Source organism: Enterobacter sp. DC4, assembly GCF_000568095.1.
GTDB classification, from domain to species: Bacteria; Pseudomonadota; Gammaproteobacteria; order Enterobacterales; family Enterobacteriaceae; genus Enterobacter; species Enterobacter pseudoroggenkampii.
The window spans coordinates 471,509-495,206 of record NZ_AZUB01000001.1 but is presented as its reverse complement, the minus strand read 5'-3'; the positions used below and the strand labels follow the sequence as shown (position 1 = coordinate 495,206).

The 23,698-nt window shown below is 58.3% G+C and carries 23 protein-coding genes and 1 riboswitch; of the genes, 10 read left to right on the top strand and 13 right to left on the bottom strand.

Annotation, left to right across the window (positions count from 1 at the left end):
- Positions 1-2: 2 nt before the first annotated feature.
- From P349_RS21675 to P349_RS21720, 10 genes are read right to left on the bottom strand one after another with little or no spacing between them, the layout of a single operon-like run.
- The gene (locus P349_RS21675) at positions 3-788 is read right to left on the bottom strand and encodes a cobalt-precorrin-6A reductase (RefSeq protein WP_032649055.1); all 786 of its coding nucleotides are present in this window, start codon (positions 786-788) and stop codon (positions 3-5) included.
- Entirely contained in the window at positions 785-1,510 is a 726-nt protein-coding gene (locus P349_RS21680; protein WP_032649057.1) for a precorrin-3B C(17)-methyltransferase, read from the bottom strand. The genes P349_RS21675 and P349_RS21680 overlap by 4 nt, the downstream gene beginning before the upstream one ends.
- Positions 1,510-2,565 carry a cobalt-precorrin 5A hydrolase gene (gene cbiG / locus P349_RS21685; RefSeq protein WP_032649059.1) on the bottom strand — a complete coding sequence of 352 codons (1,056 nt, stop codon included), beginning with the start codon at positions 2,563-2,565 and terminating at the stop codon, positions 1,510-1,512. Before cbiG ends, P349_RS21680 begins: the two co-directional genes overlap by 1 nt.
- Positions 2,546-3,319: a cobalt-precorrin-4 methyltransferase gene (locus P349_RS21690; RefSeq protein WP_032649061.1), complete on the bottom strand. Its 774-nt coding sequence runs from the start codon at positions 3,317-3,319 to the stop codon at positions 2,546-2,548. Before P349_RS21690 ends, cbiG begins: the two co-directional genes overlap by 20 nt.
- Positions 3,312-3,881: a decarboxylating cobalt-precorrin-6B (C(15))-methyltransferase gene (locus P349_RS21695; RefSeq protein WP_032649063.1), complete on the bottom strand. Its 570-nt coding sequence runs from the start codon at positions 3,879-3,881 to the stop codon at positions 3,312-3,314. The genes P349_RS21690 and P349_RS21695 overlap by 8 nt, the downstream gene beginning before the upstream one ends.
- Positions 3,871-4,476 carry a cobalt-precorrin-7 (C(5))-methyltransferase gene (locus tag P349_RS21700; RefSeq protein ID WP_032649065.1) on the bottom strand — a complete coding sequence of 202 codons (606 nt, stop codon included), beginning with the start codon at positions 4,474-4,476 and terminating at the stop codon, positions 3,871-3,873. Before P349_RS21700 ends, P349_RS21695 begins: the two co-directional genes overlap by 11 nt.
- Positions 4,470-5,609, bottom strand: coding sequence for a cobalt-precorrin-5B (C(1))-methyltransferase CbiD (gene cbiD, locus P349_RS21705; protein ID WP_032649066.1), 1,140 nt, complete (start codon positions 5,607-5,609; stop codon positions 4,470-4,472). Before cbiD ends, P349_RS21700 begins: the two co-directional genes overlap by 7 nt.
- Entirely contained in the window at positions 5,606-6,238 is a 633-nt protein-coding gene (locus tag P349_RS21710; RefSeq protein ID WP_032649068.1) for a cobalt-precorrin-8 methylmutase, read from the bottom strand. The genes cbiD and P349_RS21710 overlap by 4 nt, the downstream gene beginning before the upstream one ends.
- 12 nt (positions 6,239-6,250) lie before the next feature.
- Positions 6,251-7,210 carry an adenosylcobinamide-phosphate synthase CbiB gene (gene cbiB / locus P349_RS21715; protein ID WP_032649071.1) on the bottom strand — a complete coding sequence of 320 codons (960 nt, stop codon included), beginning with the start codon at positions 7,208-7,210 and terminating at the stop codon, positions 6,251-6,253.
- Complete coding sequence (locus P349_RS21720; RefSeq protein ID WP_032649073.1) at positions 7,207-8,586, bottom strand: cobyrinate a,c-diamide synthase; 1,380 nt, start codon at positions 8,584-8,586, stop codon at positions 7,207-7,209. Before P349_RS21720 ends, cbiB begins: the two co-directional genes overlap by 4 nt.
- Positions 8,587-8,686: 100 nt before the next feature.
- Positions 8,687-8,862: riboswitch (cobalamin riboswitch) on the bottom strand.
- Positions 8,863-9,315: 453 nt separating this feature from the next.
- On the opposite strand from P349_RS21720, the gene P349_RS21725 reads away from it, so the two are divergent.
- Positions 9,316-10,182 carry a GHMP family kinase ATP-binding protein gene (locus P349_RS21725; RefSeq protein WP_032649075.1) on the top strand — a complete coding sequence of 289 codons (867 nt, stop codon included), beginning with the start codon at positions 9,316-9,318 and terminating at the stop codon, positions 10,180-10,182.
- On the opposite strand, the gene P349_RS21730 is transcribed toward P349_RS21725, so the two are convergent.
- The 3 genes from P349_RS21730 to cobA are packed head-to-tail and all read right to left on the bottom strand — an operon-like array spanning position 10,174 to position 12,705.
- Positions 10,174-10,821, bottom strand: a complete 648-nt coding sequence (locus P349_RS21730; protein WP_032649077.1) for a precorrin-2 dehydrogenase/sirohydrochlorin ferrochelatase family protein — start codon at positions 10,819-10,821, stop codon at positions 10,174-10,176. The two genes, P349_RS21725 and P349_RS21730, sit on opposite strands and share 9 nt — an antisense overlap.
- 4 nt (positions 10,822-10,825) lie before the next feature.
- Positions 10,826-11,896, bottom strand: a complete 1,071-nt coding sequence (gene cobD, locus P349_RS21735) for a threonine-phosphate decarboxylase CobD (RefSeq protein WP_032649079.1) — start codon at positions 11,894-11,896, stop codon at positions 10,826-10,828.
- Positions 11,897-11,934: 38 nt separating this feature from the next.
- The gene (gene cobA, locus P349_RS21740; RefSeq protein WP_032649081.1) at positions 11,935-12,705 is read right to left on the bottom strand and encodes a uroporphyrinogen-III C-methyltransferase; all 771 of its coding nucleotides are present in this window, start codon (positions 12,703-12,705) and stop codon (positions 11,935-11,937) included.
- A gap of 518 nt (positions 12,706-13,223) precedes the next feature.
- On the opposite strand from cobA, the gene glmS reads away from it, so the two are divergent.
- From glmS to P349_RS21785, 9 genes are all read left to right on the top strand, one after another.
- Entirely contained in the window at positions 13,224-13,673 is a 450-nt protein-coding gene (gene glmS / locus P349_RS21745; protein ID WP_024907732.1) for a methylaspartate mutase subunit S, read from the top strand.
- Positions 13,673-15,061, top strand: a complete 1,389-nt coding sequence (glmL, locus tag P349_RS21750) for a methylaspartate mutase accessory protein GlmL (protein ID WP_032649083.1) — start codon at positions 13,673-13,675, stop codon at positions 15,059-15,061. The genes glmS and glmL overlap by 1 nt, the downstream gene beginning before the upstream one ends.
- Before the next feature lie 18 nt (positions 15,062-15,079).
- Positions 15,080-16,525: a methylaspartate mutase subunit E gene (locus P349_RS21755; protein ID WP_024907734.1), complete on the top strand. Its 1,446-nt coding sequence runs from the start codon at positions 15,080-15,082 to the stop codon at positions 16,523-16,525.
- Complete coding sequence (locus P349_RS21760) at positions 16,525-17,766, top strand: methylaspartate ammonia-lyase (RefSeq protein WP_024907735.1); 1,242 nt, start codon at positions 16,525-16,527, stop codon at positions 17,764-17,766. Before P349_RS21755 ends, P349_RS21760 begins: the two co-directional genes overlap by 1 nt.
- A gap of 3 nt (positions 17,767-17,769) precedes the next feature.
- Positions 17,770-19,140 (top strand): acyclic terpene utilization AtuA family protein, encoded by a 1,371-nt coding sequence (locus P349_RS21765; RefSeq protein WP_032649085.1) that lies wholly within the window; start codon positions 17,770-17,772, stop codon positions 19,138-19,140.
- Positions 19,137-19,454, top strand: a complete 318-nt coding sequence (locus tag P349_RS21770; RefSeq protein WP_024907737.1) for a DUF4387 domain-containing protein — start codon at positions 19,137-19,139, stop codon at positions 19,452-19,454. Before P349_RS21765 ends, P349_RS21770 begins: the two co-directional genes overlap by 4 nt.
- 165 nt (positions 19,455-19,619) lie before the next feature.
- On the top strand, positions 19,620-20,912 hold the full coding sequence (locus tag P349_RS21775; protein ID WP_032649088.1) for a dicarboxylate/amino acid:cation symporter: 1,293 nt from the start codon (positions 19,620-19,622) through the stop codon (positions 20,910-20,912).
- Between the two features lie 54 nt (positions 20,913-20,966).
- Positions 20,967-21,968 carry a glutaminase A gene (glsA, locus tag P349_RS21780; RefSeq protein ID WP_032649090.1) on the top strand — a complete coding sequence of 334 codons (1,002 nt, stop codon included), beginning with the start codon at positions 20,967-20,969 and terminating at the stop codon, positions 21,966-21,968.
- Between the two features lie 72 nt (positions 21,969-22,040).
- The gene (locus P349_RS21785; RefSeq protein ID WP_032649093.1) at positions 22,041-23,693 is read left to right on the top strand and encodes a class I fumarate hydratase; all 1,653 of its coding nucleotides are present in this window, start codon (positions 22,041-22,043) and stop codon (positions 23,691-23,693) included.
- Positions 23,694-23,698 lie beyond the last annotated feature (5 nt).

The following is a 23,698-nucleotide window of genomic DNA, read 5'->3' as shown; positions in this document are numbered from 1 at the left end:
CCTTAATCAGCGGCCAGCCAGCGGGCTAAGCGCCCGGCGAATGCGGCCTGACTTTCCAGTAACTCCTCTCCCGTCACCAGCGGCGCCGGGCGTGTAATCACGATGCAGGGGATGCCCGCATCCAGACAGGGTTGAACCTTTTCCCGATAGCCGCCTTCCGCACCGGACGCTTTGGTGATCATCACGTCAGCCCGGCACTGGCGATAAAACGCCGCGTTAAACTCAGCGCTGAATGGCCCGCACATCGCGAAGATCTCGGTAACGCCAAAGCCAAGCCCGGCGCATTGCTCAAGGACCTCGGGCACCGGCAGCACCCGGGCCAGCAGCGTTTTCTCCGGCAGCCCGGCGCGCCAGCGCGCCAGATCTTTACTGCCGGTGGTCAACAGCACGCGTTCGCCCAGCCGCCGCGCGATGTCGCAGGCCTCTTCTATGCCCGGCACGCTGTAGAGCAGCGGATGCGTCAGCTCGCTGAGCTGTTCGGGGCGCTGATAGCGGCTAAGCAACACGCCCACCGTTTCACAGGCCGCCAGGATGTTGCGGCTGACCACCTCAGCGTAGGGATGCGAAGCGTCAATCACCCAGCGGGTCCTGTTTTGCGCAAGCCAGTTAACCATCTGCTGCTGCTCCAGGCGGCCACAGCGCACCCGGCCGTTAATGTCGCCCGCCAGCCGCTGCCCGGTGGCCGTCGCCACCGACAGGGTGTAGGCCACGCCGGCCGCATCCAGCTGCTGGCAGATCGCGCGGGCATCGCTGGTGCCGCCCATGACCAGCACGTCGCCATAGTTCACAGCATATAGCCCCGGGGTGTGATCATCAGCCCCTCCTGAACGTAAGTGGCCTTATTTCCGACGATCACCAGGCTTGTCATATCGACCGGCTCAAAGTCCATGTCGCCCAGCGTGGTCAGCCACTTCTCCTGCTTTTTGCGCCCGGCAGACTTCACTACCCCTACCGGCGTTTGCGGGCTTTTGCTGGCGGACAGCAGCTCAAACGCCCGTGCCAGATGGCCCTCGCGACCCCGGCTGCGTGGGTTATAGAAACAGATGACGAAGTCCGCTTCTCCCGCAGCAACAATGCGTTTTTCAATGACCGGCCACGGCGTCAGCAGATCGCTTAAGCTGATGTGGCAAAAATCGTGCATCAGCGGCGCGCCAAGCAGAGACGCGGCGGCGATACTGGCCGTCATCCCGGGGATCAGGCGAACCTCAACGTCCAGCTTCTGTTTGCTGACCAGTTCCAGCACCAGCCCCGCCATGCCATAAATACCGGCGTCGCCGCTGCTGATAAGCGCGACGTTATGCCCGGCCTGCGCCAGCTCGATCGCCGCCTGACAGCGTTCAATCTCTTTGCACATCCCGGTTTTGATCACCTGTTTGTCGCCGGTGAAGGCCTTCACCAGATGGGTATAGGTTTTGTAGCCAACGATGATTTCTGCCGCCTGCAGCGCGTCTACGGCTTCCATGGTCATCATGGCCTGCGAGCCCGGGCCGATTCCAATTACGGTTAACATCAGTGTGAAACTCCCAAAGTGATAGTGACGCCCTGTTCGCGCAGGGTTTCTCCTCGTAGTTGCCCATGGCTCAGCAGCCACGCTGCCGGTCCCGAGACGCTCCCCACCCCAACCGTCTGGCGTACAAACGGTGAAGTCGGAAAGCGGTGTTCGTGCTCACGCAGCGCGTCAGCGGTAAAGGTTTCAAACGGCACACCCCAGCAGGCGGCAAGCTGAAGCAGGCCCGCTTCGTCTTTTTTAAGGGAGACGCTGCCAATCGCTTTCAGCGCCAGCGGATCGAACTGCTGCGCCGCAAGCTGGCGCATCAACAGGGTCGCCAGCAGCGGATACGGCGTGTCGCGTCGACAGCCGATGCCCGCCACGACCCGCTGGGGAACCAGCGTCCAGTGCGGTAACGGCAGTTCCGGCAGCGCGTTGCGCAGCGTAATACACACCAGCGCATCCAGTTCCGGGAGGTGCTGCAGGTCGCTCACGGTGATAAACCCGCGCCGATCGCACTGACTGACGTCGTCGTCGAGTTCCGCATCCCACCACAGCCCTACCCGCTGATGGCTCACCAGCATCTGGTTGACGATTTTCACCGTCGTTCGGAAATCGCGCATTCGGGCATTCAGCTGGAAGGCAAGGGTATCCAGCGCGGCCATCTCGTTGACGTCCGTGGCGGTGGTAATCACCGGATCCGCCCCCAGCATTTCCGCCAGATAGCGGGTCAGCGCATTCGCCCCGCCAGCATGGCCGGAAAGCAGGCTAATCACGTGCTGCCCACGCTCGTCGATCACCACTACCGCCGGGTCGCTCAGTTTGTCGTGGATGAGTGGCGCCAGAACGCGCACCGCAATGCCGGTGGCGCCGATAAAAATCAGCGCCGGGTAGCGGGTGAACGCCTCGCGCACCGCCGGGGCAAAGCCGCCGTCGAAGGAGATAAAGCCCTCTTCCCGCAGGCCCTCGCTGGTAAAGCAGGTGACCGGCAGCATTGCCGCCAGACGCTTCGCCAGCTGCACGCCGCCCGGCGTCAGGCAAAACAGCGCGATGGGCTCAGGCTTTACGGTATTCATGGCTAAAATCCGCGGCATAGAGTTTTGAGTAGTGATACTCCTCGCCCAGGAACTTCCCAACCAGAATGAGCGCCGTTTTGCGGATCCCCGCCTCGCGTACTTTGTCGGCGATATCCGCCAGCGTGCCGCGTACGGTGTGGCTTTCCGGCCAGGTCGCTTTATAAATGACGGCAACGGGCGTGGTGGCCGGATAACCGCCTTCAATCAGGCGTTCCGCCACCCGGTGAATACGCTGGACCGAGAGATAAATCGCCATGGAGGTTTGATGGCTGGCAAATGACTCCAGCTGTTCACGTTCCGGCACCGGCGTGCGGCCTTCGAGGCGGGTAATAATCAGGCTCTGCGAGACTTCAGGGACGGTGTATTCCACCCCAAGCTCCGCCGCGGCGCCGAGGAAAGCGCTGACGCCGGGCACCACCTGCCAGGCAATGCCCCGTTTGGTCAGCTCTTCGCCCTGCTCGCGGACGGAGCCGTAGAGCGAGACATCCCCGGTCTGCAAACGTACCACCGTTTTTCCGGCCTTCACGCCCGCCGCCATCAGGTCGATTATCTGTTCTAAATGGAGTTCCGCGCTGTCGTGGCATTCGGCTCCCTGCGGGCAATACGCCAGCAGCTCGGTATTGATCAGCGAACCGGCGTAGATAACCACCTGCGCCTGCAGCAGCAGCCGGTAGCCCTTGAGCGTGATAAGCTCACGGTCACCGGGACCGGCACCGACAAACCACACGCAACGAGAATCAAACGTCTCAGACATGGTGTTCTTCCTTCTGACAGGCGATAACAAAAACGGGATTATTCGGTTTGAAATAGTGACCGCTGCCGAGCGGGGTCAGCGCGGAGACCTGTATTTGCAGGCAATCAATGTTCTGGACGCCGATCTGCTGCAGATGGGCCAGCGCAGTAGTGAGGTTTTCCATCAGGATAAACGTCATCACCAGACGTCCGCCCGGATGTAGCTGGCGCAGGGACCAGTCAATAAGCGAGGTCAGATGGCCGCCGCTGCCGCCCATAAAGACCGCATCGGCCTTATCCGCCACGGGTAAGGGCGCAACGCCCGGCAAAATCGCGATATTGCGACAGGCAAAATGCTGGCGATTTTCCGCAAGCAGCTGCAGAGCCGCAGGGTTACGCTCTATGGCCGTCACGTGCAGCGAGGGAAACAGCAGCGCCGCCTCTATCGACACGCTCCCGGTTCCCGCACCGACGTCAATCAGGTGGCTGGCGCGATGCAGCTCGAGCTTCGTGAGGGCCAGCGCGCGTACCGCCTCTTTGGTCATCGGCACCGTTTCGCCGCGCAGAAATAGTTCATCTTTCATCGAGGATCACCACCGCATTCATCTCATAGTCGGCACTGACCTCACTGACGGGCAGCCAGTGGATCCGTTCATTTTCCATCGCCAGGTTTTCACCAATCACCATCCAGCGATGGCCCTTCCCGCGCGCCACCAGCTGCGCGGCAATCTCTTTCGGCCCATACTGGCTATCGGTGACCATCGCCACTTTGCGATGCCGTGCCAGCTCGTCAACATTCACGCTGCGGCCATGGCTGCTGGTGAGCCACATCTCATTCATATCAATGCCCGCCTGCGCGCACAGGTACTGCACCGCGCTGATGCCGGGAATAATGCGCACGCGCGCCATACCGAAATGCGCCACCATCCGCGATCCGATGCCGTAAAAGAGCGGATCGCCAGAGGCCACAATCACCACCTTTTTCTCCTGACGCGCCTCAACCCAGGCCAGCAGCGCCGGAATGTTGGCCCCCAGGACAAACGTCTCGCCGCAAAACGCCGGGAACTGCAGCAGATGGCGTTTTCCGCCGACCAGCGCCTCGGCGCGATCGATAGCTTCACGCGCGGCGGGCGTCATCAGGCGCAATCCCGCAGGCCCCATTCCCACGACCGTTAACATTGCAGCGCCCGGGCAATCGCCTCGACCGGGCGGTTGCTGCCCAGCACCTGGTTATCAAAGGAAAACAGAATGGCGTCACAGGTCGGCGGATTTTTGGTAAAGCGCAGCATCTGCATTACGCGCAGGCAGATCCGTTCGGCGAGATGGCTGTAAAGCGCCTGAAAACCCCAGGTTTCGATGTGTTCCATCGCCGCTTCGGTGGTATCGCATTCGCTGACGACGGTGAGTAATTCCAGCGGCGCACCGAGCAGCGCCAAATGCGCCACCAGCGTTTCCATGCGCGCATCGGCGATATGGCTGTGGGTGTGGAATATCCCGGCGGCAATTTTGATGAGCTTGCCGGGATGGCCGACCAGCACTATCTGGCGAAACCCCAGCCGCACCGCCTCTTCGATCATGTAGCCAACAAAGTTGCTCATGGTGACCACGACATCTTGATCAATGCCCATCTGCTCGCGCACAAAGCGCTCGCCATGATTGCCCGGCACCAGCACGACCCGCTCCAGCCCGGCCGCGCGTTTAATCTCCAGCTCCAGAGAAAGCGAGCGTTTCCAGCTCTCCTCTGACATTGGCGTGACAATGCCGGTGGTGCCGATGATCGAAATACCGCCCAGGATCCCGAGGCGTGAGTTGTAGGTTTTCTGCGCCCGCTCTTCGCCTTCAGGGGCGAAGATTTCCACGTCGGCCCCGCGCGTCGGGCCAATCGCCTCGCGCACGGCGGACTCAATGGTGTGACGCGGCGTGCGGTTGATCGCCGCGCTGCCGATGGGCAGGCCAATGCCTTTGCGCGTCACGGTCCCCACGCCCTCGCCGCCCGCCAGCGTAATCTCGCCGCTGTCGTTGAGCGTCACGCGGGCGAAAATCAGCATGCCGTGGGTGGCGTCAACATCATCACCGCCGTCTTTGCGGATGGCCGCAATCGCCTGCTGCCCTTCAATGTGCGGCGATTCCACGTTCAGACACAGCGTGACGCCGGAGGGTGTCACAATGGAAACCTGATGAATCAGGTGCTGGCGCAGCACCATCAGTGCGGCGACTTTCGCTGCCGCGGTCGCGCAGGAGCCGGTGGTGTAGCCTTTACGTAATGCCTTCCCGTTATGCCATACCGGGGCATCGAAGGTGGAATCGCTCATCGCGCCCCCTGCAGGTAATAGAGCATGGCGTTCACAATCGCCGCCGCCACATTGCTGCCGCCTTTGCGCCCGAGTGCCGCAATCGCGGGCAGATGGCTGTGCGTCAGCGCCTCTTTCGATTCCGCCGCCCCCACAAACCCCACCGGGACGCCCACCACGCCGCTGACGGCAACATCATGCTCAAGCAGGCGAAACAGCGCCGTGGGCGCATTGCCAAAGACGAAGATCTTCTCGCTCTCTTCCGTCACCGCGATATCCACGGCCGCCATCGAGCGGGTGATTCCCTGGGTCTTTGCCTGCGCCACCACCCGCGGGTCGCTGATATAGCAGCGGCATTCGCCCCCGAATGTGGACAGCAGCGTTTTGTTGATCCCGGAGAGCGCCATCGTGGTATCGGTATAGATAACGGACGGGCGACGGAGCGCCGCGCAAAGCTGCTCCAGCGCGTCATCTGAAAACCAGAGAATATCCAGCCAGTCGAAATCTGCGGTGGTATGGATCACCCGCTTGACGATCGCCTCATGCAGCGGGCTGGCGAACCGGTACTCTGGCCGCGTTTCGCGAACGATCTCGCCAATGATGTCGAAACTTTTGGCTTCAATCGCCTGGGGTTGCTGGATGTATTGCATTTTTTATTCTCCTCAGGCCACGCCAGCCATCAGCCAGCGTGCTGCGATAAACAGCGCCAGCGCCAGGGTGGAGGAAACCCACATCAGTCGAATCGTTCGGGAAATGTCGTCTACCGCAATCGGGCGCAGCGCGTCGCCGATCCACGGCTTTTCCACGCGCTGGCCAAAATAGGTGTTGGGTCCGCCAAGCCGGATGCCCAGCGCACCGGCAACCGTCGCTTCAGCCCACGCGCAGTTGGGGCTGCTGTGGTTATAGCGGTCGCGCCAGCCGACGCGCAGCGCGCGGGAGGGATCCTCGCGGCATAGCCACGCCGCAACGCTCAGCAAGAGCCAGCTCAGGCGCGCGGGGATAGCGTTCGCCACGTCATCCATACGGGCGCTGACCATGCCGATCGCGCGGTATTTTTCATGCTTGTAGCCCACCATTGAATCGAGGGTATTCACCGCCTTATAGGCCATCGCCAGCGGCGCGCCGCCCAGCAGGAGGAAGAACAGCGGGGCGATAACGCCGTCGACCGTGTTCTCCGCGACGGTCTCCACCACCGCCCGGTTGATCTGTTCCGGCTGAAGCTGAGAGGTATCGCGCCCCACTATCCAGGAGAGCTTTTCGCGGCTTTCATCAAGATCGCCTGCCCGCAGCGGGCGTTCAACGTCCCGCGCGGCGTTTGCCAGACTGCGCCCGGCCAGCACGGTAAACATCATCCACACCTCAATCGCCCAGCTCAGCCAGGGATGCACCCACCGTCCGAACGCCAGCACGCCCCAGGCTATGCCCCAGGTCAGCCCCACGACGGCCAGCCACATGACGCCGCCGCCAATGCGTAACGCCGCGTCGCTATGGCAGCAGCGGCGAACACCCCGCTGCACCGCATTGATCAGGTTGCCTATCCAGCGCACCGGATGCGGCCAGTGTTGCGGGTCGCCGATGATGACATCGAGCAACCACGCGACGCACCATGCCATCAGGGTCATAGCGCCCCCCTCGCCGCCGTCAGCCAGCGGCTGAGCATCGTGGGGCGTTGGGCAAAGTGGAGGTGCAGGTAGCTTGCGAACGTGTTGCCAACCTGCCAGCCACCCGCCCATTCCTGCATCGTCACGCCATCACGCACTTTTCGGCACGCCAGTACCGCAGGGGTTTGGGGGGAGAAGTCGGAATAGTGAAACTCATGCCCACGCAGCACCTCCCCGCTATCGGCCAGCAGCGTGGGCTGGCGCGCCTGCGCCTCACAATAGCCAAAACGGGTCAGCCGTTTACCCATCCTGCTGTGGCCGGGGATAATATTGGCCATCCGGTGGGTGCCCCCCTCGCTATCTTCCAGCGTGTTGCCGAGGTACATCAGCCCACCGCACTCGGCGTAGATCGCCACCCCGCGCCGGTGCGCCTCCCGCAGGCTGGCGAGCATCGCGGTGTTTTCCGCAAGCCGTGCCGCATGCAGCTCCGGGTAACCGCCCCCGAGCCAGACCATCTGGCAGTCAGGTAAGCGGCTATCGCGTAGCGGGCTAAAGCGGATAATGTCGACCCCGGTACGTTCAAGCAGCGTGATGTTATCCGGGTAATAGAAGTTGAAGGCCTCGTCATCGGCCATCGCGAGCGTTAACCCGCGCCCGGCGTCCCCGTCAGGGCGCGCGGGCCAGGCGCCCTGCGGCAGCGACGCCATCTGGCTGAGCGCGAGAAGTTGTTCGATATCCAGCGTACGTTCGAGAATGGCGGCAAAATTTTGCCAGGTCTGCGGGTCCGCGGCCGACTCCCGGGCGGTGACCAACCCAAGATGGCGCTCGGGCAAACCGACGCCCTCAACGTGCGGCACATAGCCCAGGACGGGTAGCGTGCAGTAGTGCTCAATGGCCGTTTTGAGCAGCTGATAATGTGATTCGCTGTTGACGCGATTGACAATCACCCCGGCAATACTGAGGGTAGGATCGAACCGCTGAAAGCCCATTACGGTCGCGGCAATCGACGTAGAAACCGCCTTGCCGTCCACCAGCAGAACCACCGGACAGCCCAGCTGTTTTGCCATCGCGGCGGTGCTGCAATAGTTCGGATCGGTGCCGTAGCCGTCATACAGCCCCATCACGCCTTCAATGACCGCGATATCCGCCTGCTGCATATGCTCGCAAAACAGCGCGTTGAGTATTGGCTCAGGAAGCATGAAGCTGTCGAGGTTGCGGGAGGAGGTGCCGCTGACTTTGGTATGCCAGCCGGTATCAAGATAGTCAGGGCCCACTTTATACGGCTGGACGCGTAATCCACGCTGTTTTAACAGACTCAGCAGGCCGAGCGTCACTGTGGTTTTACCACAACCGCTTCCGGTACCTGCCAGAACAAACGCGTACTGCTTTGCCGCCATGACCCCGATCCTGTCCAGGGTGGTTGGGAGGTATAGATACACGTCGTCCCAGTCTTTCGACTGTATGATGCATCAGTACAACCCACTTCCCACCGAAGTTGTTGAACGTTCCCGACAGGCAGGTCTTCTGGCTTAGCGTCTTCCTCGCCCGTCCTTCCCAATCTCGCGATCAGTGGTCATTACGGGGTCGTCAGCATCACAGCAGCGGGGGCTGCGGGGGATTGTCACCCCCTTCCCTGCCACAAATGTGGCAAAACCTGTCGGCTTACATTATGAGAAAGAGTTCGTTCTCAAAACAGCAATGCTATTTGCGGCGCTTCAATTCACCTTAGGCAAATACTTAACCACAAATGAAAACCATGCTGAGTAAAACGTGGCGCCAGAATAATTGACGCCTTTCTCAATAACTCAACGTTTTATCACAAAAAATAAAAAGCAAAGATAATCACGCTTAAAATCTCAATATTTATTGTTCTATGACAAGTTATTGCACCACTTGATATTTTTTCATTTTATTGTGATCAAAATTCATCAGGATATTAAAGCCTGGCAAAAACATAATATTGCTGCCCAACGTAAGTCAGTGTGATTTCATTGATGCATTACGCGTTCAGCAGGATCGCAAAATAATATGGAGGCTATCCAGGTCGGAATTTGCGGTATATCAAGGTAAGAGGAATATCCTCATGACACTATGCTCCAGAAATTTCTGACCAGTAAGGTGGAAACGTGGCTGTTGCGCAATGCCCCGCGTCGTGCGGTGAGCTTATCCAGGGCTGGATTTTGGGCAGTGAGAAGCTGGTCTCCTGCCCTGTCGAATGGTACAGCACCGTTGAGGTGAGCCACGGCTCACCCGTGGCGGATGAACGCCCGCTCTCGCGCGCGATGGTCGAGCGATTGTTGCAGCACTGGCACTATCCGGCGCAGCTAAGCCAGGATATCCGCATTGACGTGCACTCGACCATCCCGGTTGCCAAAGGGATGGCCAGCAGCACCGCGGATATTGCCGCCACCGCCGTCGCCACCGCCCACCATCTGGGGCGTCAGCTCGACGAAAGCACGCTGGCAACGCTTTGCGTTTCGCTCGAACCCACCGACAGCACCGTGTTTCGCCAGTTGACCCTTTTCGATCATAACGACGCTTCCACGCAGATCGCCTGCAACGCCCAGCCCGCTCTCGACCTGCTCGTTCTGGAAAGTCCGCAAACGCTGCGTACGGCAGATTACCACCGCATCCCGCGTCAGGCGGGGCTACTGGCCGGTGCGCCAGCGCTGGAACGCGCGTGGGGAAAAGTCCAGGAGTCCTGCATAACGCAAAACCCTTATCGGATGGGCGAAGCGGCCACCCTCAGCGCCATCGCCAGCCAGACGCTGTTGCCTAAACCGGATTTTGACGCACTGCTCTCACTGGTGGAGGAGTGCGATATTTACGGGGTGAACGTGGCGCACAGCGGCAGCGTCGTGGGTCTGATGCTGGACAGAAATAAAGACGATGTCGATTATGTGAAATGGCTGCTGGTAAAAAAACAGCTCACCCGCCACTGGCCTGAACAACACCTGCTGCGGATGGTAAAAGGCGGCGTGACGCTACTCTGACAGCAGCCTGTGCTGAATGAGCCACTCGACCTGCTGCCTGACCTCTTGCTCGTGCTCCTGCGCTAAAGCCTGTTGCAGCGGAGCATGCCGGAAGAACGCGGCCCAAAATGCACGCTTGCGCTCCCGGTCACCGCATGCGCTATTAATTTGTTCACGCAGCGTCCCCGCCAGGCGCACGCTTTCCCGCATGCCCGGAGGAAGGTGGGCGGCGACATGCGCTTTGAGGATCTTGCTGTACACCGGCGCGTTGCCCCCGCAGCTCAGCGCAATAATGACCGGCGAATGGTCGATTATGGCCGGTGAGATAAAGGTGGCAGCCGAAGGGTCGTCCGTGACATTGCAAAAGATACGCTCCGCGCTGGCGGCCGCGGCGACCTGACGGTTCACCTGCGGATCGCTGGTCGCGGCAATGACCAGCCAGCACGATTGCAGATACTGCGGCGAAAACATCACCGGAAACCACTCGATGTCACCGCTCGCGTGCAGGCTGGCGAGTTCCGGCGTCAGGGTGGGCGCAACCAGATGCAGCACAGCCCCGGCCGCCAGCAGCCCCTTCGCCTTATGCGTTGCCACCTGCCCGCCACCGACGATCAGGCAGCGTTTCCCCTTCAGGTTGCAAAAAATCGGGAAATAGTCCATCGCCCTAGCCTTGTAAAACGTGAGTCAGCGCGTCAATAAACCGACGGTTCTCCGCCTCGGTACGCACGGCAATCCGGTAGTAGTCGCGATCGAGCCCTGGATAGTTTTCGCAGTGGCGGATAAGGATGTGATGGCCGAGCAGCGCCGCCTTCAGGTCGAAACCCGGACGCAGACAGCGGAAGAAAATAAAGTTGGCCTGCGGCTTCCAGACCGCCAGCGATGAAAAGCGCGCCATCGCCTGCCACAGGAAATCCCGCTCCCGGGCGATAAAGGCGTGGCTGCGAGCAATATAGTCCTCATCCGACAGCAAATGTTGCCCCACAAGCGCCGAGAAGGCATTCACGGACCAGGGCTCACGGGTGCGTTTCAGCTGGTGAATGGTTTGCGTATTGCCGCTCAGCAGATACCCAAGGCGCAGCCCGGGAATAGCAAAAAACTTGGTCAGGGATCGCAGCAGGTAAAGATAGCGTGACTCCGCCAGCCGCGGCGCCAGCGTGGAGCCCTGCGGCAGAAAATCGATGAACGCCTCATCCACAATCAGCGCAATCTGCAGCGATTCGCACAGCGAGGCCAGCCGGTCGAGAAGACCGGCATCAGGCATGAGTCCGGTAGGGTTGTTTGGCGTCGCGATAAACAGGCAATCGGGCCTGTGCGCGCGAACGGCGTCCAGTATGGAAACATCCACCTGGAACCCGTCCTGCTCACTCAGCGCATAGTCAATTATCTCGCAACCCTGCAGCTGTAATGCCCGGCGATATTCGGCGAAGCCCGGTACCAGCAGCATCGCCCGGCGAGGGGCAAGCGTTCGCACCAGGCCATAGATCAGCTCCGTTTCGCCATTCCCGGCAATCGTCTGGTCATAGTCACACCGGCTGGCGATGGCTAGCGCCTGATGAAGATGGCGGTATTCAACGTCCGGGTACTGCATGATGATATCCAGATGGGACACAATGAGCGACCTGACGCGATCGGGCAGCCCTAACGGATTGATGTTCGCGCTAAAGTCCACCAGCAGCTCGGGATCGATCCCCAACTGCAGCCCCGTTTCCAGAACGTTACCACCATGCTCACTCATTCGTTTCACTCGTCCATTTCGAAAATGTCAGGATAACATCAGACAACAACCTGATTCAGCGCGATATGTGATGCGGTAAACGCCAGTATCTCCTGCAGGCTGACCACCTCACCGATGACGATAAGCGCCGGAGCATGCAGTTTTTGACGTTCAACCTCGAGGTGAATATCGGTCAGCGTGCCTTTGGCGATCTGCTGACGAGACTGGCTGGCATACATCACCACCGCTACCGGCGTTTCAGCGGACATGCCTCCCTCGATGAGCTGCTGGCAGATTTCCGTCAGCCGCGTCATTCCCATCAGAACGATCAGCGTTCCGTTGATTTGCGCCAGGGCATGCCAGTTTTGCGGGTCGTTCCCCTGGCACATATGACCGGTCACAATATGAAAGCTGGAGGCGTAATGACGGTGCGTGACCGGGATCCCGGCATAGGCCAGTCCGCCAATTGCGGAACTGATCCCCGGCACAATTTCGAACGTCAGGCCGTCTTTCGCCAGCTGCTCGGCCTCTTCGCCCCCGCGGCCAAAAACGTAGGGGTCCCCGCCTTTCAGGCGCACCACCTGCCGCCCTTCCCCGGTATGCTTGACCAGCAGGGCATTGATTTGTTCCTGAGGCACCGGATGATGGCTTGGGGTTTTACCGACATCAATAATCAGACAGCCTGCCGGAGCCTGAGCCAGAAGTTCAGGGTTTACCAGGCGATCGTGAACAATCACCTCCGCATGGCGGATACAGTGCAAACCTTTTACCGTAATCAAAGACGCATCGCCAGGCCCTGCCCCTACAAGCCAAACCTTCCCTTTACTCATCGTTATATCCTCAGATTAAATATTTAAAGACGCAAGAAAGCGGGTAATTAAAATTAGTGCTGAATTATACATCCCCTCCACTCATCAAAAATTTGATGTATTTATCACTCTTTCTTAATTTTACGAATGGCGTTTATGACCAATATCAATAAAACAGTGAATACCGCCTTCCCTCTGCCATTACGACATTATTGCTTTGGTCATCATGCTTAAAAAAACATATAAATCGCCTTCAGCAATAAAACAGGCGCGCGATCACAAATATTACGATGGTTTTGTCAGCGACGTTTACAGATAAATATCAACCCTAAAATAAAGTACGCACAAGCAATTGATATAAAACACTTTTCAATGCAACATCATTACCATCATCATTTTTGGAAGGATTTTTTGAAAATAGATCAATTGCATCCCTTTCGTCTTCAAAACACACTCCAACACCATTAACAGACCCAATGTACATTAACCGTTTTTAATACCCATTTTATTTTCACTATCAGCCCTACAGAGGATTACCCATGAAGAAATCAACACTTGTTATTGGCGTCATTGGTGCTGACTGCCATGCGGTAGGCAATAAAGTTCTGGATCGTGTTTTTACTTCCCATGATTTTCACGTCATCAATCTTGGTGTGATGGTGAGCCAGGATGAATATATTGATGCGGCCATCGAAACGGGTGCTGATGCTATTGTCGTTTCATCCATCTACGGCCATGGCGACATCGACTGCCTGGGGCTGCGCGAGCGCTGCATCGAACGCGGTATCGGCGACATTCTGCTTTTTGTTGGCGGTAACCTGGTCGTGGGTAAGCACGATTTCGCCGATGTCGAAGCCAAATTCAAAGAGATGGGTTTCAACCGCGTGTTCGCTCCGAGCCACGACCTGGAAGACGTCTGTCAGCTGATGGCGAACGATATACAGCAGCGTCAGCGCGTTGAAGAGCTCTGTCTTGAAGAGGGCTTCTGATGCAAATCGTCTCAGTCGACATTGGCTCGACGTGGACCAAAGCCGCACTCTTCACGCCGGAGGGTGATGCGTTAACGTTGGTCAACCACGTTCTGACCCCGACGACGACCCACCATCTGGCGGAGGGTTTCTTTACCAGCCTGAACCAGGTGCTAAACGTTGCCGATGCGCGACCGTTGCTGAACAGCGGGGACGTTACGCTGAAATACTCGTCGTCGGCAAAAGGCGGGCTCGCCGTTGCCGCAATGGGTCTGGTGCCGTCAATAACCCTGGAATCAGCCAAAGTCACCGCCCATTCAGCGGGTGCCAAAATCGCCCAGTATTACTCGTACAAACTGAACCGTCACGATATCCAGGCGCTGGAGGACTCCCCGCCGGACATTCTGCTGTTCACGGGCGGTACGGACGGCGGCGAAGAGAGCTACGGACTGGCCAATGCCCGCGCGCTGGCAGCGTCAACGCTGGACTGCGCCATTATTTACGCCGGAAATCGCGATATTCAGGACGACGTGCAGGCCATTCTTGGCCACAAAGATCTGATCGTGGTCGACAACGTTTTGCCTGACCTCGATCACCCGAATCCGTATGCCGCCCGCAAGGCTATCTGCGATGTCTTTCTCTCCCGCATCGTGAAGGGGAAAGGGCTGGACGTTATCGTCGGGGAAACCGGCGAAGAGCCGATGCCTACGCCGTGGACCGTCTACGAGCTGGTGAAAGCGATAAGCGACATCGACAGCGCGTGGAAAGAATTCATGCTGATCGACATGGGCGGAGCCACCACCGACGTCTATTCCGCCAGCGCTAACATGCTCTCCCCGGATACCGTCCTGCACGGCGTGCCTGAGCCGTTTGTGAAACGTACCGTAGAGGGCGACCTCGGCATGCGCGTCTCGGCGGTGGTGGTTGGCGAGAGTACGCAGGAACTGGTGAACGCGGTGTTCGCCCACCAGCCTCAGCGCAAGGAAGCGTTCTATGGCTATCTGCGCCATCTGGTCGCGCATCCGGACTACCTCCCTGCTACCGAAGAAGAAAAGCATTTCGACACGCTGCTGGCCGGGCTGTGCGTGGGGTACGCCAGCGAGCGCCATGCCGGCACCAAAAAACAGGTCTGTACCTGCGTAGGCAACGTCGATTTGCAGATGGGGCGCGATCTGACCACCGTGCGCAAAGTGGTGGGTTCCGGGGGATGGCTCTCCCGCGCCAGCCAGTTCGATATTCACCGCTGGCTGAAGTACCGCGAGCTGGACGACGGCAGCAGACGCGTTCTTTTACCCGGGCAGTTTGACTATTACCGCGATGCAAAAGGTCTGCTTCCTCTGCTGGCGAACGTCGCCAGGCTGGACCCGCAGGCGGCGGCTCGCACCAGTATTCAATGTTTAACCCTATAAAACCTAAGGCAGCAACGAATGGAACTTCGAAATAAAAAGCTAACCCATGACGAATTCATGACTGAGCGGCAACAGGTCTTGCAGACCTGGCAAACCGGCAAGGACGTTGAGAACTTCGAAGATGGCGTGAAGTACCAGCAAACCATTCCTGAGCAAAAACGCTTTTCTCACGCCCTACTGAAGGCGGACCAGGAAGGTAAAACCCTGAGCCAGCCGCGCGCAGGCGTAGCGCTGATGGATGAACATATCGCCCTGCTCAAAACGCTGCAGGAAGATTGCGATTTGCTGCCCAGTACCATCGATGCCTACACCCGTCTGAATCGCTATGAAGAGGCGGCGGTAGGGATCCAAAAATCCATCGAAGCGGGCACCTCCAAACTTAACGGCTTACCGGTCGTCAACCACGGCGTCGCCGCCTGCCGCCGCATGACTGAAGCGCTGGAGAAACCGATTCAGGTACGTCACGGCACGCCGGATGCGCGCCTGCTGGCGGAGATCGCGATGGCCAGCGGCTTTACCAGCTATGAAGGCGGCGGTATCTCCTACAACATTCCGTACGCCAAGCGCGTCACTCTGGAAAAATCTATCCGCGACTGGCAGTACTGCGATCGCCTGATGGGCCTGTACGAGGAGAACGGCATTCGCATTAACCGTGAACCGTTTGGCCCGCTGACCGGCACCCTGATCCCGCCGTTTGTGTCCCACTCGGTGGCGATTATCGAAGGTCTGCTGGCGCTGGAACAGGGCGTGAAGTCAATTACCGTCGGCTACGGCCAGGTTGGTAGCCTGACGCAGGATATCGCCGCGATTCAGGCTCTGCGCGAGCTGTCCCACGAATATTTCCATAACCACGGCTTTGACGATTACGAGCTGAGTACCGTCTTCCACCAGTGGATGGGCGGCTTCCCGGAAGATGAGTCGAAAGCGTTTGCCATTATCTCCTGGGGCGCAGCGGTTGCCGGTATGTCCGGGGCGACCAAAGTGATCACCAAGAGCCCGCACGAGGCGTTCGGTATTCCGACCGCCGCCGCAAATGCCCAAGGGCTGAAGGCCTCGCGTCAGATGCTCAACATGGTCAGCGATCAGAAGTTCCCGCCATGCGCCGCCGTCGAGCAGGAAGTCGAGCTCATTAAGAGCGAAGTCCGCGCCGTGCTGAAGAAAGTCTTCGAACTGGGCAACGGCGATGTCGCACGCGGGACGGTGCTGGCGTTTGAAGCGGGCGTGTTGGACGTACCGTTCGCCCCTGCCTCCTGCAACGCAGGCAAAATTCTGCCGGTGCGTGATAACGCCGGTGCCATTCGCGTGCTGGAAGCCGGTGCGGTTCCGCTGCCGAAAGATATCCTCGCCCTGCATCACGATTACGTCGCCGAGCGCGCGCGTTTTGAAGGCCGTAAGCCCTCATTCCAGATGGTTGTTGATGACATCAACGCGGTATCCCACAGTAAATTAATAGGAAGACCATAATGAAAATTAAGCAGGCCCTTTTCACCGCAGGCTACTCCTCGTTCTATTTCGACGATCAGCAGGCCATCAAAAACGGCGCCGGTCATGACGGGTTTATCTATACCGGCAATCCGGTAACGCCTGGATTTACGTCCGTTCGTCAGGCGGGTGAATGCGTATCCGTACAGCTGATTCTGGAAAACGGCGCGGTGGCGGTGGGCGATTGTGCAGCAGTGCAATATTCAGGGGCAGGCGGTCGTGATCCGCTATTCCTGGCTGAACACTTCATTCCGTTCCTCAACGATCACATCAAGCCGCTGCTGGAAGGCCGTGACGTTGACCGGTTCCTGACGAATGCCCGTTTCTTTGACGAACTGCGTATAGACGGCCATCTGCTGCATACCGCCGTACGCTATGGTCTGTCGCAGGCGCTGCTCGACGCGGCGGCACTGGCGACCGGCCGCCTGAAAACGGAAGTCGTGTGTGATGAATGGCAGCTGCCGTGCGTTCCGGAGGCCATTCCGTTATTTGGTCAGAGCGGCGACGACCGCTATATCGCCGTCGACAAGATGATCCTCAAAGGCGTTGACGTACTGCCACATGCGCTTATCAACAACGTGGAAGAGAAGCTGGGCCTGAAAGGGGAAAAACTGCGGGAGTATGTGCGCTGGTTATCCGACCGCATCCTGAGCCTGCGCACCAGCCCGCGCTATCGCCCGACGCTGCACATTGACGTGTACGGCACCATCGGTCTGATTTTCGATATGGATCCGGTACGTTGCGCCGCCTATATCGCCAGCCTCGAAAAAGAAGCCCAGGGCCTGCCGCTGTACATTGAAGGGCCGGTGGATGCGGGTAACAAGCCGGATCAGATCCGCCTGCTGACCGCCATCACCCACGAGCTGATGCGTCTGGGTTCCGGCGTGAAAATCGTTGCCGATGAGTGGTGTAACACCTATCAGGACATTGTGGACTTCACCGATGCGGGCAGCTGCCACATGGTGCAGATTAAAACCCCGGACCTGGGCGGTATTCACAACATCGTTGATGCGGTGCTGTATTGCAACAAGCACGGCATGGAAGCCTATCAGGGCGGTACCTGTAACGAAACGGAAATCAGCGCCCGCACCTGCGTGCACGTGGCCCTCGCCGCTCGCCCGATGCGCATGCTGATCAAACCGGGCATGGGCTTCGATGAAGGTCTTAACATCGTGTTTAACGAAATGAACCGCACCATCGCACTGTTGCAGACTAAGGATTAAAAGATGGCACGTACATTTAAGATCTTATCGCCAACGGCTATCCTGGGCTATGGCTTCCCGGAAGAGAGCTTTCGGAAGGCCATGGAAGCGTCGCCGGATCTTATTGCGGTCGACGCAGGCTCTTCCGACCCTGGCCCCCACTACCTGGGGGCAGGTAAGCCTTTCACCGACCGGGCGGGGGTAAAACGCGATCTACGCTATATGATCGTGGCTGGCGTTAAGCACAACATTCCGGTGGTGATCGGTACCGCCGGTGGGTCCGGCGCCGCGCCTCATCTGGAGTGGTGCCGCCAGATAATCCTTGAGATTGCTCAGGAAGAGAAACTCTCATTCTCCATGGCGCTGATCCCGTCGGATGTCGATAAAGCCACCGTGCATCAGGCGCTGGATGACGGGAAAATCACCGCCCTGGATTTCGTCCCGGAACTGACCCACGAGGCTATCGAAGAGAGCACCTATATCGTGGCGCAGATGGGTATCGAGCCTTTCCAGCGGGCGCTGGCGGCCGGGGCGCAGGTGGTGCTGGGCGGACGGGCGTACGATCCGACCTGCTTTGCCGCGCTGCCCATCATGCAGGGCTTCGATGAAGGTCTGGCGCTGCACTGCGGTAAGATCCTCGAGTGCGCGGCGATTGCCGCTACGCCGGGGTCCGGCTCCGACTGCGCGATGGGCATCATTGACGATAACGGCTTTACGCTGAAAACGTTTAATCCGAAGCGTAAATTCACCGAAACGTCGGCGGCGGCGCACACCCTGTACGAGAAATCTGACCCGTACTTCCTGCCGGGGCCGGGCGGCGTTCTGAACCTGAAAGGGTGCAGCTTCAAAGCGGTCAACGAGGGCGAAGTGTACGTCAGCGGTTCCCGCCACGAAGAAACGCCGTACGCGCTGAAGCTGGAAGGCGCACGCCGGGTCGGCTTCCGCTGCCTGACCATTGCCGGTACGCGCGACCCGATCATGATTGCCGGGATCGATAATATCCTCGAAGAAGTGCAGGTCAGCGTGAAGCGCAACCTCTCGCTGAATGACGACAGCATCCGCATGACGTTCCACCTGTACGGAAAGAATGGCGTGATGGGCAACCATGAGCCGATGCAATCCGCCGGGCACGAACTGGGTATTTTGCTGGACGTAGTGGCCCCCACCCAGGATATCGCCAACAGCGTCTGTTCGCTGGTGCGCTCTACCTTGCTGCACTACGGCTATGAAAACCGGATCGCAACAGCGGGCAACCTCGCGTTCCCGTTCTCCCCTTCCGACATTCAGAGCGGACCGGTGTATGAGTTCTCAATCTACCACCTGATCGAAGCGAGCGACGCGCTGCGTTTTGATTTCCACCTCGAGCAGGTCACGCCAGAAGGAGTTCAGTTATGAAACAGGGTATTTGCTCACTGGCGCAGGTCATTCGTTCTAAAAACGCCGGACCGTATGAGCTGGTTCTGGATATTTTATTTAAAACGCGTGAAGACTATCAGCGGGTAAAAGCCTCGGAGCAATTAACGCCGCAGCTTATTGCCCGTTTATATAACGTTAAGCCTGACTTTATTCATCGCATTATCTGGTTCGATCCGGCCAATGCGGTCAAAATCGTCATGCCTCGCGATATTATCTCCGGCAACGTCGGTGACAATGATGTCTATGGTGCCCAGCAGCATGCACCGTTATTAAGTATCGAGTTTGATCTGTAACACTACAAATAAAACAACGTCCATTGGGATATAGATATTTGCTGTATCACTGTATTCCAGATAATTCATGCGGTTGGTCACAACAAACGTGCGTCTGAGCGGTTCATCAGGGCTCAGGCGCACGCGACCCTACACATTAACCAACCTTTATCCGATGGAGTAAACATGAAAAAAATAAGCTTAACGAAAATGATCATATTAGGTTTGATACTCGGCATGATTGCCGGGGTGGTCATTAATAATATGGCATCAGCAGATACAGCAAAAACGTACGCACAGGATATCTCTATTTTCACCACCATATTCTTACGCATGGTGAAAATGATTATCGCCCCGCTGGTCATTTCCACCCTGGTGGTCGGTATAGCCAAAATGGGTGATGCTAAAACGCTTGGCCGTATATTCTCCAAAACCTTTTTCCTCTTTATTTGCGCCTCGCTGCTGTCCATCGCCCTGGGGCTGGTTATCGTCAACATCTTCCAGCCTGGCGCAGGCATTAACTTTGTCCCCCATGACGCCGGGGCCGTTGCGGCCGTTCAGTCCGAACCGTTCACGCTGAAAGTGTTTATCTCTCACGCGGTACCGACCAGCATCGTTGATGCGATGGCCCGCAACGAGATTCTGCAAATCGTGGTGTTCTCGATTTTCCTCGGCTGCAGCCTGGCCGCCATTGGTGAGAAAGCCGAACCCATCATTAAGGTGCTCGACTCTCTGGTGCACGTGATGCTGAAGCTGACGGGCTACGTCATGCTGTTTGCCCCGCTGACCGTATTTGCCGCGATCTCCGGACTGATTGCCGAACGCGGTCTGGGCGTGATGGTCAGCGCCGGTATTTTCATGGGTGAGTTCTACATGACGCTCGGCCTGCTGTGGGCGATTCTGATTGGCCTGTCCACGATGATTGTCGGTCCGTGCATCAGTCGTCTGACTAAAGCGATTCTCGAACCTGCGCTGCTGGCCTTTACGACCTCAAGTTCAGAAGCGGCTTTCCCGGGCACGCTGAACAAACTGGAAAAATTCGGCGTCTCCTCCAGGATTGCCAGCTTTGTCCTGCCCATCGGCTACTCCTTTAACCTGGTCGGCTCAATGGCCTACTGCTCGTTTGCGACCGTGTTTATCGCCCAGGCGTGCAACATCGAACTGAGCATTGGCGAGCAGATCACCATGCTGCTGATCCTGATGCTGACCTCTAAAGGGATGGCGGGTGTGCCGCGCGCATCGATGGTGGTTATTGCCGCCACGCTCAACCAGTTCAACATTCCGGAAGCGGGTCTGATTCTGCTGATGGGCGTCGATCCGTTCCTCGACATGGGCCGTTCCGCCACCAACGTGATGAGTAACGCAATGGGGGCCGCTATCGTCGGTCGCTGGGAAGGCGAGCACTTCGGCGCCGGCTGCCGCGGCAAGGTTCCGGCCAAAGAAAGCACTGCTTCAGAAACTGAAATCGCCATGTATTGATTACAAAGGCCAACCGTGGTTGGCCTTTCGTCTTCCGATGTACAGGAAAGCTCCATGAAGATAAACATTTTCGGCGTCAGCCTCTTATCCGTTAGCCTGATGTTTAGCGCTGCCACGCTGGCGCAAACCGCGCCGGACTATGCGCAGCTGCTTGAACAGGCTCACCAAAAATTCAAAGGTAATCATGAGGGGAAGGTCGCCGACTACATCCCTGCCCTGGCGACCTATAGCCCCGACAATTTCGCCATCACCCTCGCCACGGTCGACGGCAAGATTTACCAGGTTGGCGACGTGAAAAAAGCGTTTCCAATGGAGTCGCTGAGCAAGGTTTTCACCCTGGCGCTGGCGATGGAGCAGCGCGGTCCGCAGGAGGTGCTGGATAAACTCGGCGCCAGTGCGACCGGTCTGCCCTTCAACTCCGGTTTAGCCATTGAGCTGACGAAAGGTGCGCCGCAAAACCCACTGGTGAATGCAGGGGCGATGAGCACGGTTAGCCTGATTGAGGCGAAAGATAAGACCGACCGCTGGAACACAATCCTCAATAACCTGAACGCGTGGGCGGATGCCTCGCTGACCGTCAACGAGCCGGTGTTCAAATCGGAAATGGAGACCAATCAGCATAACCAGGCGCTGGCGATGCTGATGGCCTCCTATAACAGCTTTTATGGCGATACCCGGGAAGCCGTCGAAATCTACACCCGCCAGTGTTCCGTAGACATCACCGTTGAGCAGCTCGCCAAAATGGGCGCGGTGCTGGCGAACAAGGGCAAATCGCCTTTCAACGGTAAGCAACTGCTGAATGAACGCTACGTGCCGCAGGTTCTGGCGGAAATGGCGATTGCCGGGCTGTACGACGGCAGCGGCAAATGGCTGTACACCGTTGGGATCCCGGCGAAGAGCGGCGTCGGCGGCGGCATGGTTGCCATCGTGCCCGGTCAATACGCCATCGCGGTCTACTCGCCACCGCTGGATGCCGCCGGGAATAGCGTTCGCGCGCAGCAGACGATTGCGTATGTTGCCGGGGCGACGCAGGCCAGCCTCTTTTTAGCCCATTGACTGTGATTTTGTCAGCCGGGCGCGGCAGCTGCGCCAGCGCCCGGCAAAAACAACCACAAAGTGAGAAGTACTATGTCTAAACCATTTGTCTGGCAGGAACTGTTTGTTCAGAGTAACGATACGACGGAATATGAACTCCTCAGCAAACAGCACGTTACGGTGACGGAGCTTGAGGGCGAAGAGGTCATTAAGGTGGCGCCTGAGGCATTGACCCTGTTGGCCCAGCAGGCCTTTTATGAAGCCTCATTTTTCCTGCGCGCCGGACATTTAACGCAGATAGCCAGCATCCTGCATGACCCGCAGGCCAGCAGTAACGATAAGTATGTCGCCCTGCAGCTGCTGCGCAACGCCGAAGTGTCGGCAAAAGGCGTCCTGCCAAACTGTCAGGATACCGGCACGGCCACCGTTGTGGCGAGCAAAGGCCAGCACGTCTGGACCGGCGGTGATGATGCCGAAGCGCTGAGCAAAGGGATTTATACCACCTTTAGCGAGTGTAACCTGCGCTACTCGCAAAACGCACCGCTGGACATGTATACCGAGGTTAATACCCAAACCAACCTGCCGGCGCAGATAGACATCAGCGCGACGCCGGGGAGCGAATATCGCTTCCTGTTTGTCAATAAAGGCGGCGGTTCGGCTAACAAAGCCGCGCTGTTCCAGGAAACGAAATCGATTCTGCAGCCGGAGAAGCTCACCGCGTTCCTGATCGAGAAGATGAAGTCGCTCGGTACCGCGGCCTGCCCACCGTATCACATTGCCTTTGTGGTCGGCGGCCTCTCTGCCGACCAGGCGCTGAAGGTGGCGAAGCTGGCCTCAACAAAATATTATGACAACCTGCCCACCAGCGGGAACGAGCTGGGCCAGGCGTTCCGCGATACGGCGCTGGAAGCCACGCTGCTCAACGCCAGCCGCGAATTCGGCATCGGTGCCCAGTTTGGCGGCAAGTATTTCGCGCACGATATTCGCGTCATCCGCCTGCCGCGTCACGGTGGCTCCTGCCCTGTCGCCATGGCGCTCTCCTGCTCCGCCGACCGCAATATCAAAGCGAAAATCAACAAGCACGGTATCTGGCTGGAGAAGCTGGAACATAACCCAGGGAAATATATCCCCGACGCCAGCCGTGAGGAACACGACGCCCGAACCGTACAGATCAACCTAAACCGCCCGCTGCGCGAGATCCTGCGCGATATGTCTGCCCTGCCGATCGGCACCCGGCTGTCGTTAAGCGGCCCGATCGTCGTCGCACGCGATATTGTTCACGCAAAAATCAAAGCCCGGCTGGATAACGGCGAGCCGATGCCGGAGTACATGAAAAACCATATCGTCTATTACGCCGGTCCGGCGAAAACACCGGAGAATCAGGCCTGCGGCTCCCTCGGTCCGACCACCGGCGGGCGCATGGACGGCTACGTCGATGCTTTCCAGGCCGCAGGCGGAAGCCTGATCATGCTTTCCAAGGGCAACCGCAGCCAGCAGGTTACCGATGCCTGCCATAAGCACGGCGGCTTCAACCTCGGCAGCATCGGCGGTGCGGCGGCGCTGCTGGCGCAGCAGTATGTGAAAAGCCTTCGCTGCCTTGAGTATCCCGAACTGGGCATGGAGGCGGTATGGATGATGGAGGTCGAGAATCTGCCCGCCTTTGTGCTGGTTGACGACAAAGGGAATAATTTCTTCAGCCAGTTTGAGCAGCAGCATCGCTGTGCATCCTGCCCTGCCGGACATTAAGGAGC

Excerpts from the sequence above, each read along its gene's own strand:
- P349_RS21775 (WP_032649088.1), top strand. The coding sequence starts at position 19,620 with ATGAAAAAAATAAGCTTAACGAAAATGATCATATTAGGTTTGATACTC.
- glmL (WP_032649083.1), top strand. The coding sequence starts at position 13,673 with ATGCAAATCGTCTCAGTCGACATTGGCTCGACGTGGACCAAAGCCGCA.
- cbiB (WP_032649071.1), bottom strand. The coding sequence starts at position 7,210 with ATGACCCTGATGGCATGGTGCGTCGCGTGGTTGCTCGATGTCATCATC.
- P349_RS21785 (WP_032649093.1), top strand. The coding sequence starts at position 22,041 with ATGTCTAAACCATTTGTCTGGCAGGAACTGTTTGTTCAGAGTAACGAT.
- P349_RS21755 (WP_024907734.1), top strand. The coding sequence starts at position 15,080 with ATGGAACTTCGAAATAAAAAGCTAACCCATGACGAATTCATGACTGAG.
- P349_RS21680 (WP_032649057.1), bottom strand. The coding sequence starts at position 1,510 with ATGTTAACCGTAATTGGAATCGGCCCGGGCTCGCAGGCCATGATGACC.
- P349_RS21700 (WP_032649065.1), bottom strand. The coding sequence starts at position 4,476 with ATGTTAACGGTCGTGGGAATGGGGCCTGCGGGATTGCGCCTGATGACG.
- glsA (WP_032649090.1), top strand. The coding sequence starts at position 20,967 with ATGAAGATAAACATTTTCGGCGTCAGCCTCTTATCCGTTAGCCTGATG.
- cobD (WP_032649079.1), bottom strand. The coding sequence starts at position 11,896 with ATGAGTGAGCATGGTGGTAACGTTCTGGAAACGGGGCTGCAGTTGGGG.
- P349_RS21690 (WP_032649061.1), bottom strand. The coding sequence starts at position 3,319 with ATGTCTGAGACGTTTGATTCTCGTTGCGTGTGGTTTGTCGGTGCCGGT.
- cbiD (WP_032649066.1), bottom strand. The coding sequence starts at position 5,609 with ATGAGCGATTCCACCTTCGATGCCCCGGTATGGCATAACGGGAAGGCA.
- P349_RS21765 (WP_032649085.1), top strand. The coding sequence starts at position 17,770 with ATGGCACGTACATTTAAGATCTTATCGCCAACGGCTATCCTGGGCTAT.
- P349_RS21770 (WP_024907737.1), top strand. The coding sequence starts at position 19,137 with ATGAAACAGGGTATTTGCTCACTGGCGCAGGTCATTCGTTCTAAAAAC.
- P349_RS21720 (WP_032649073.1), bottom strand. The coding sequence starts at position 8,586 with ATGGCGGCAAAGCAGTACGCGTTTGTTCTGGCAGGTACCGGAAGCGGT.
- glmS (WP_024907732.1), top strand. The coding sequence starts at position 13,224 with ATGAAGAAATCAACACTTGTTATTGGCGTCATTGGTGCTGACTGCCAT.
- P349_RS21760 (WP_024907735.1), top strand. The coding sequence starts at position 16,525 with ATGAAAATTAAGCAGGCCCTTTTCACCGCAGGCTACTCCTCGTTCTAT.
- cobA (WP_032649081.1), bottom strand. The coding sequence starts at position 12,705 with ATGAGTAAAGGGAAGGTTTGGCTTGTAGGGGCAGGGCCTGGCGATGCG.
- P349_RS21710 (WP_032649068.1), bottom strand. The coding sequence starts at position 6,238 with ATGCAATACATCCAGCAACCCCAGGCGATTGAAGCCAAAAGTTTCGAC.
- P349_RS21730 (WP_032649077.1), bottom strand. The coding sequence starts at position 10,821 with ATGGACTATTTCCCGATTTTTTGCAACCTGAAGGGGAAACGCTGCCTG.
- P349_RS21695 (WP_032649063.1), bottom strand. The coding sequence starts at position 3,881 with ATGAAAGATGAACTATTTCTGCGCGGCGAAACGGTGCCGATGACCAAA.
- cbiG (WP_032649059.1), bottom strand. The coding sequence starts at position 2,565 with ATGAATACCGTAAAGCCTGAGCCCATCGCGCTGTTTTGCCTGACGCCG.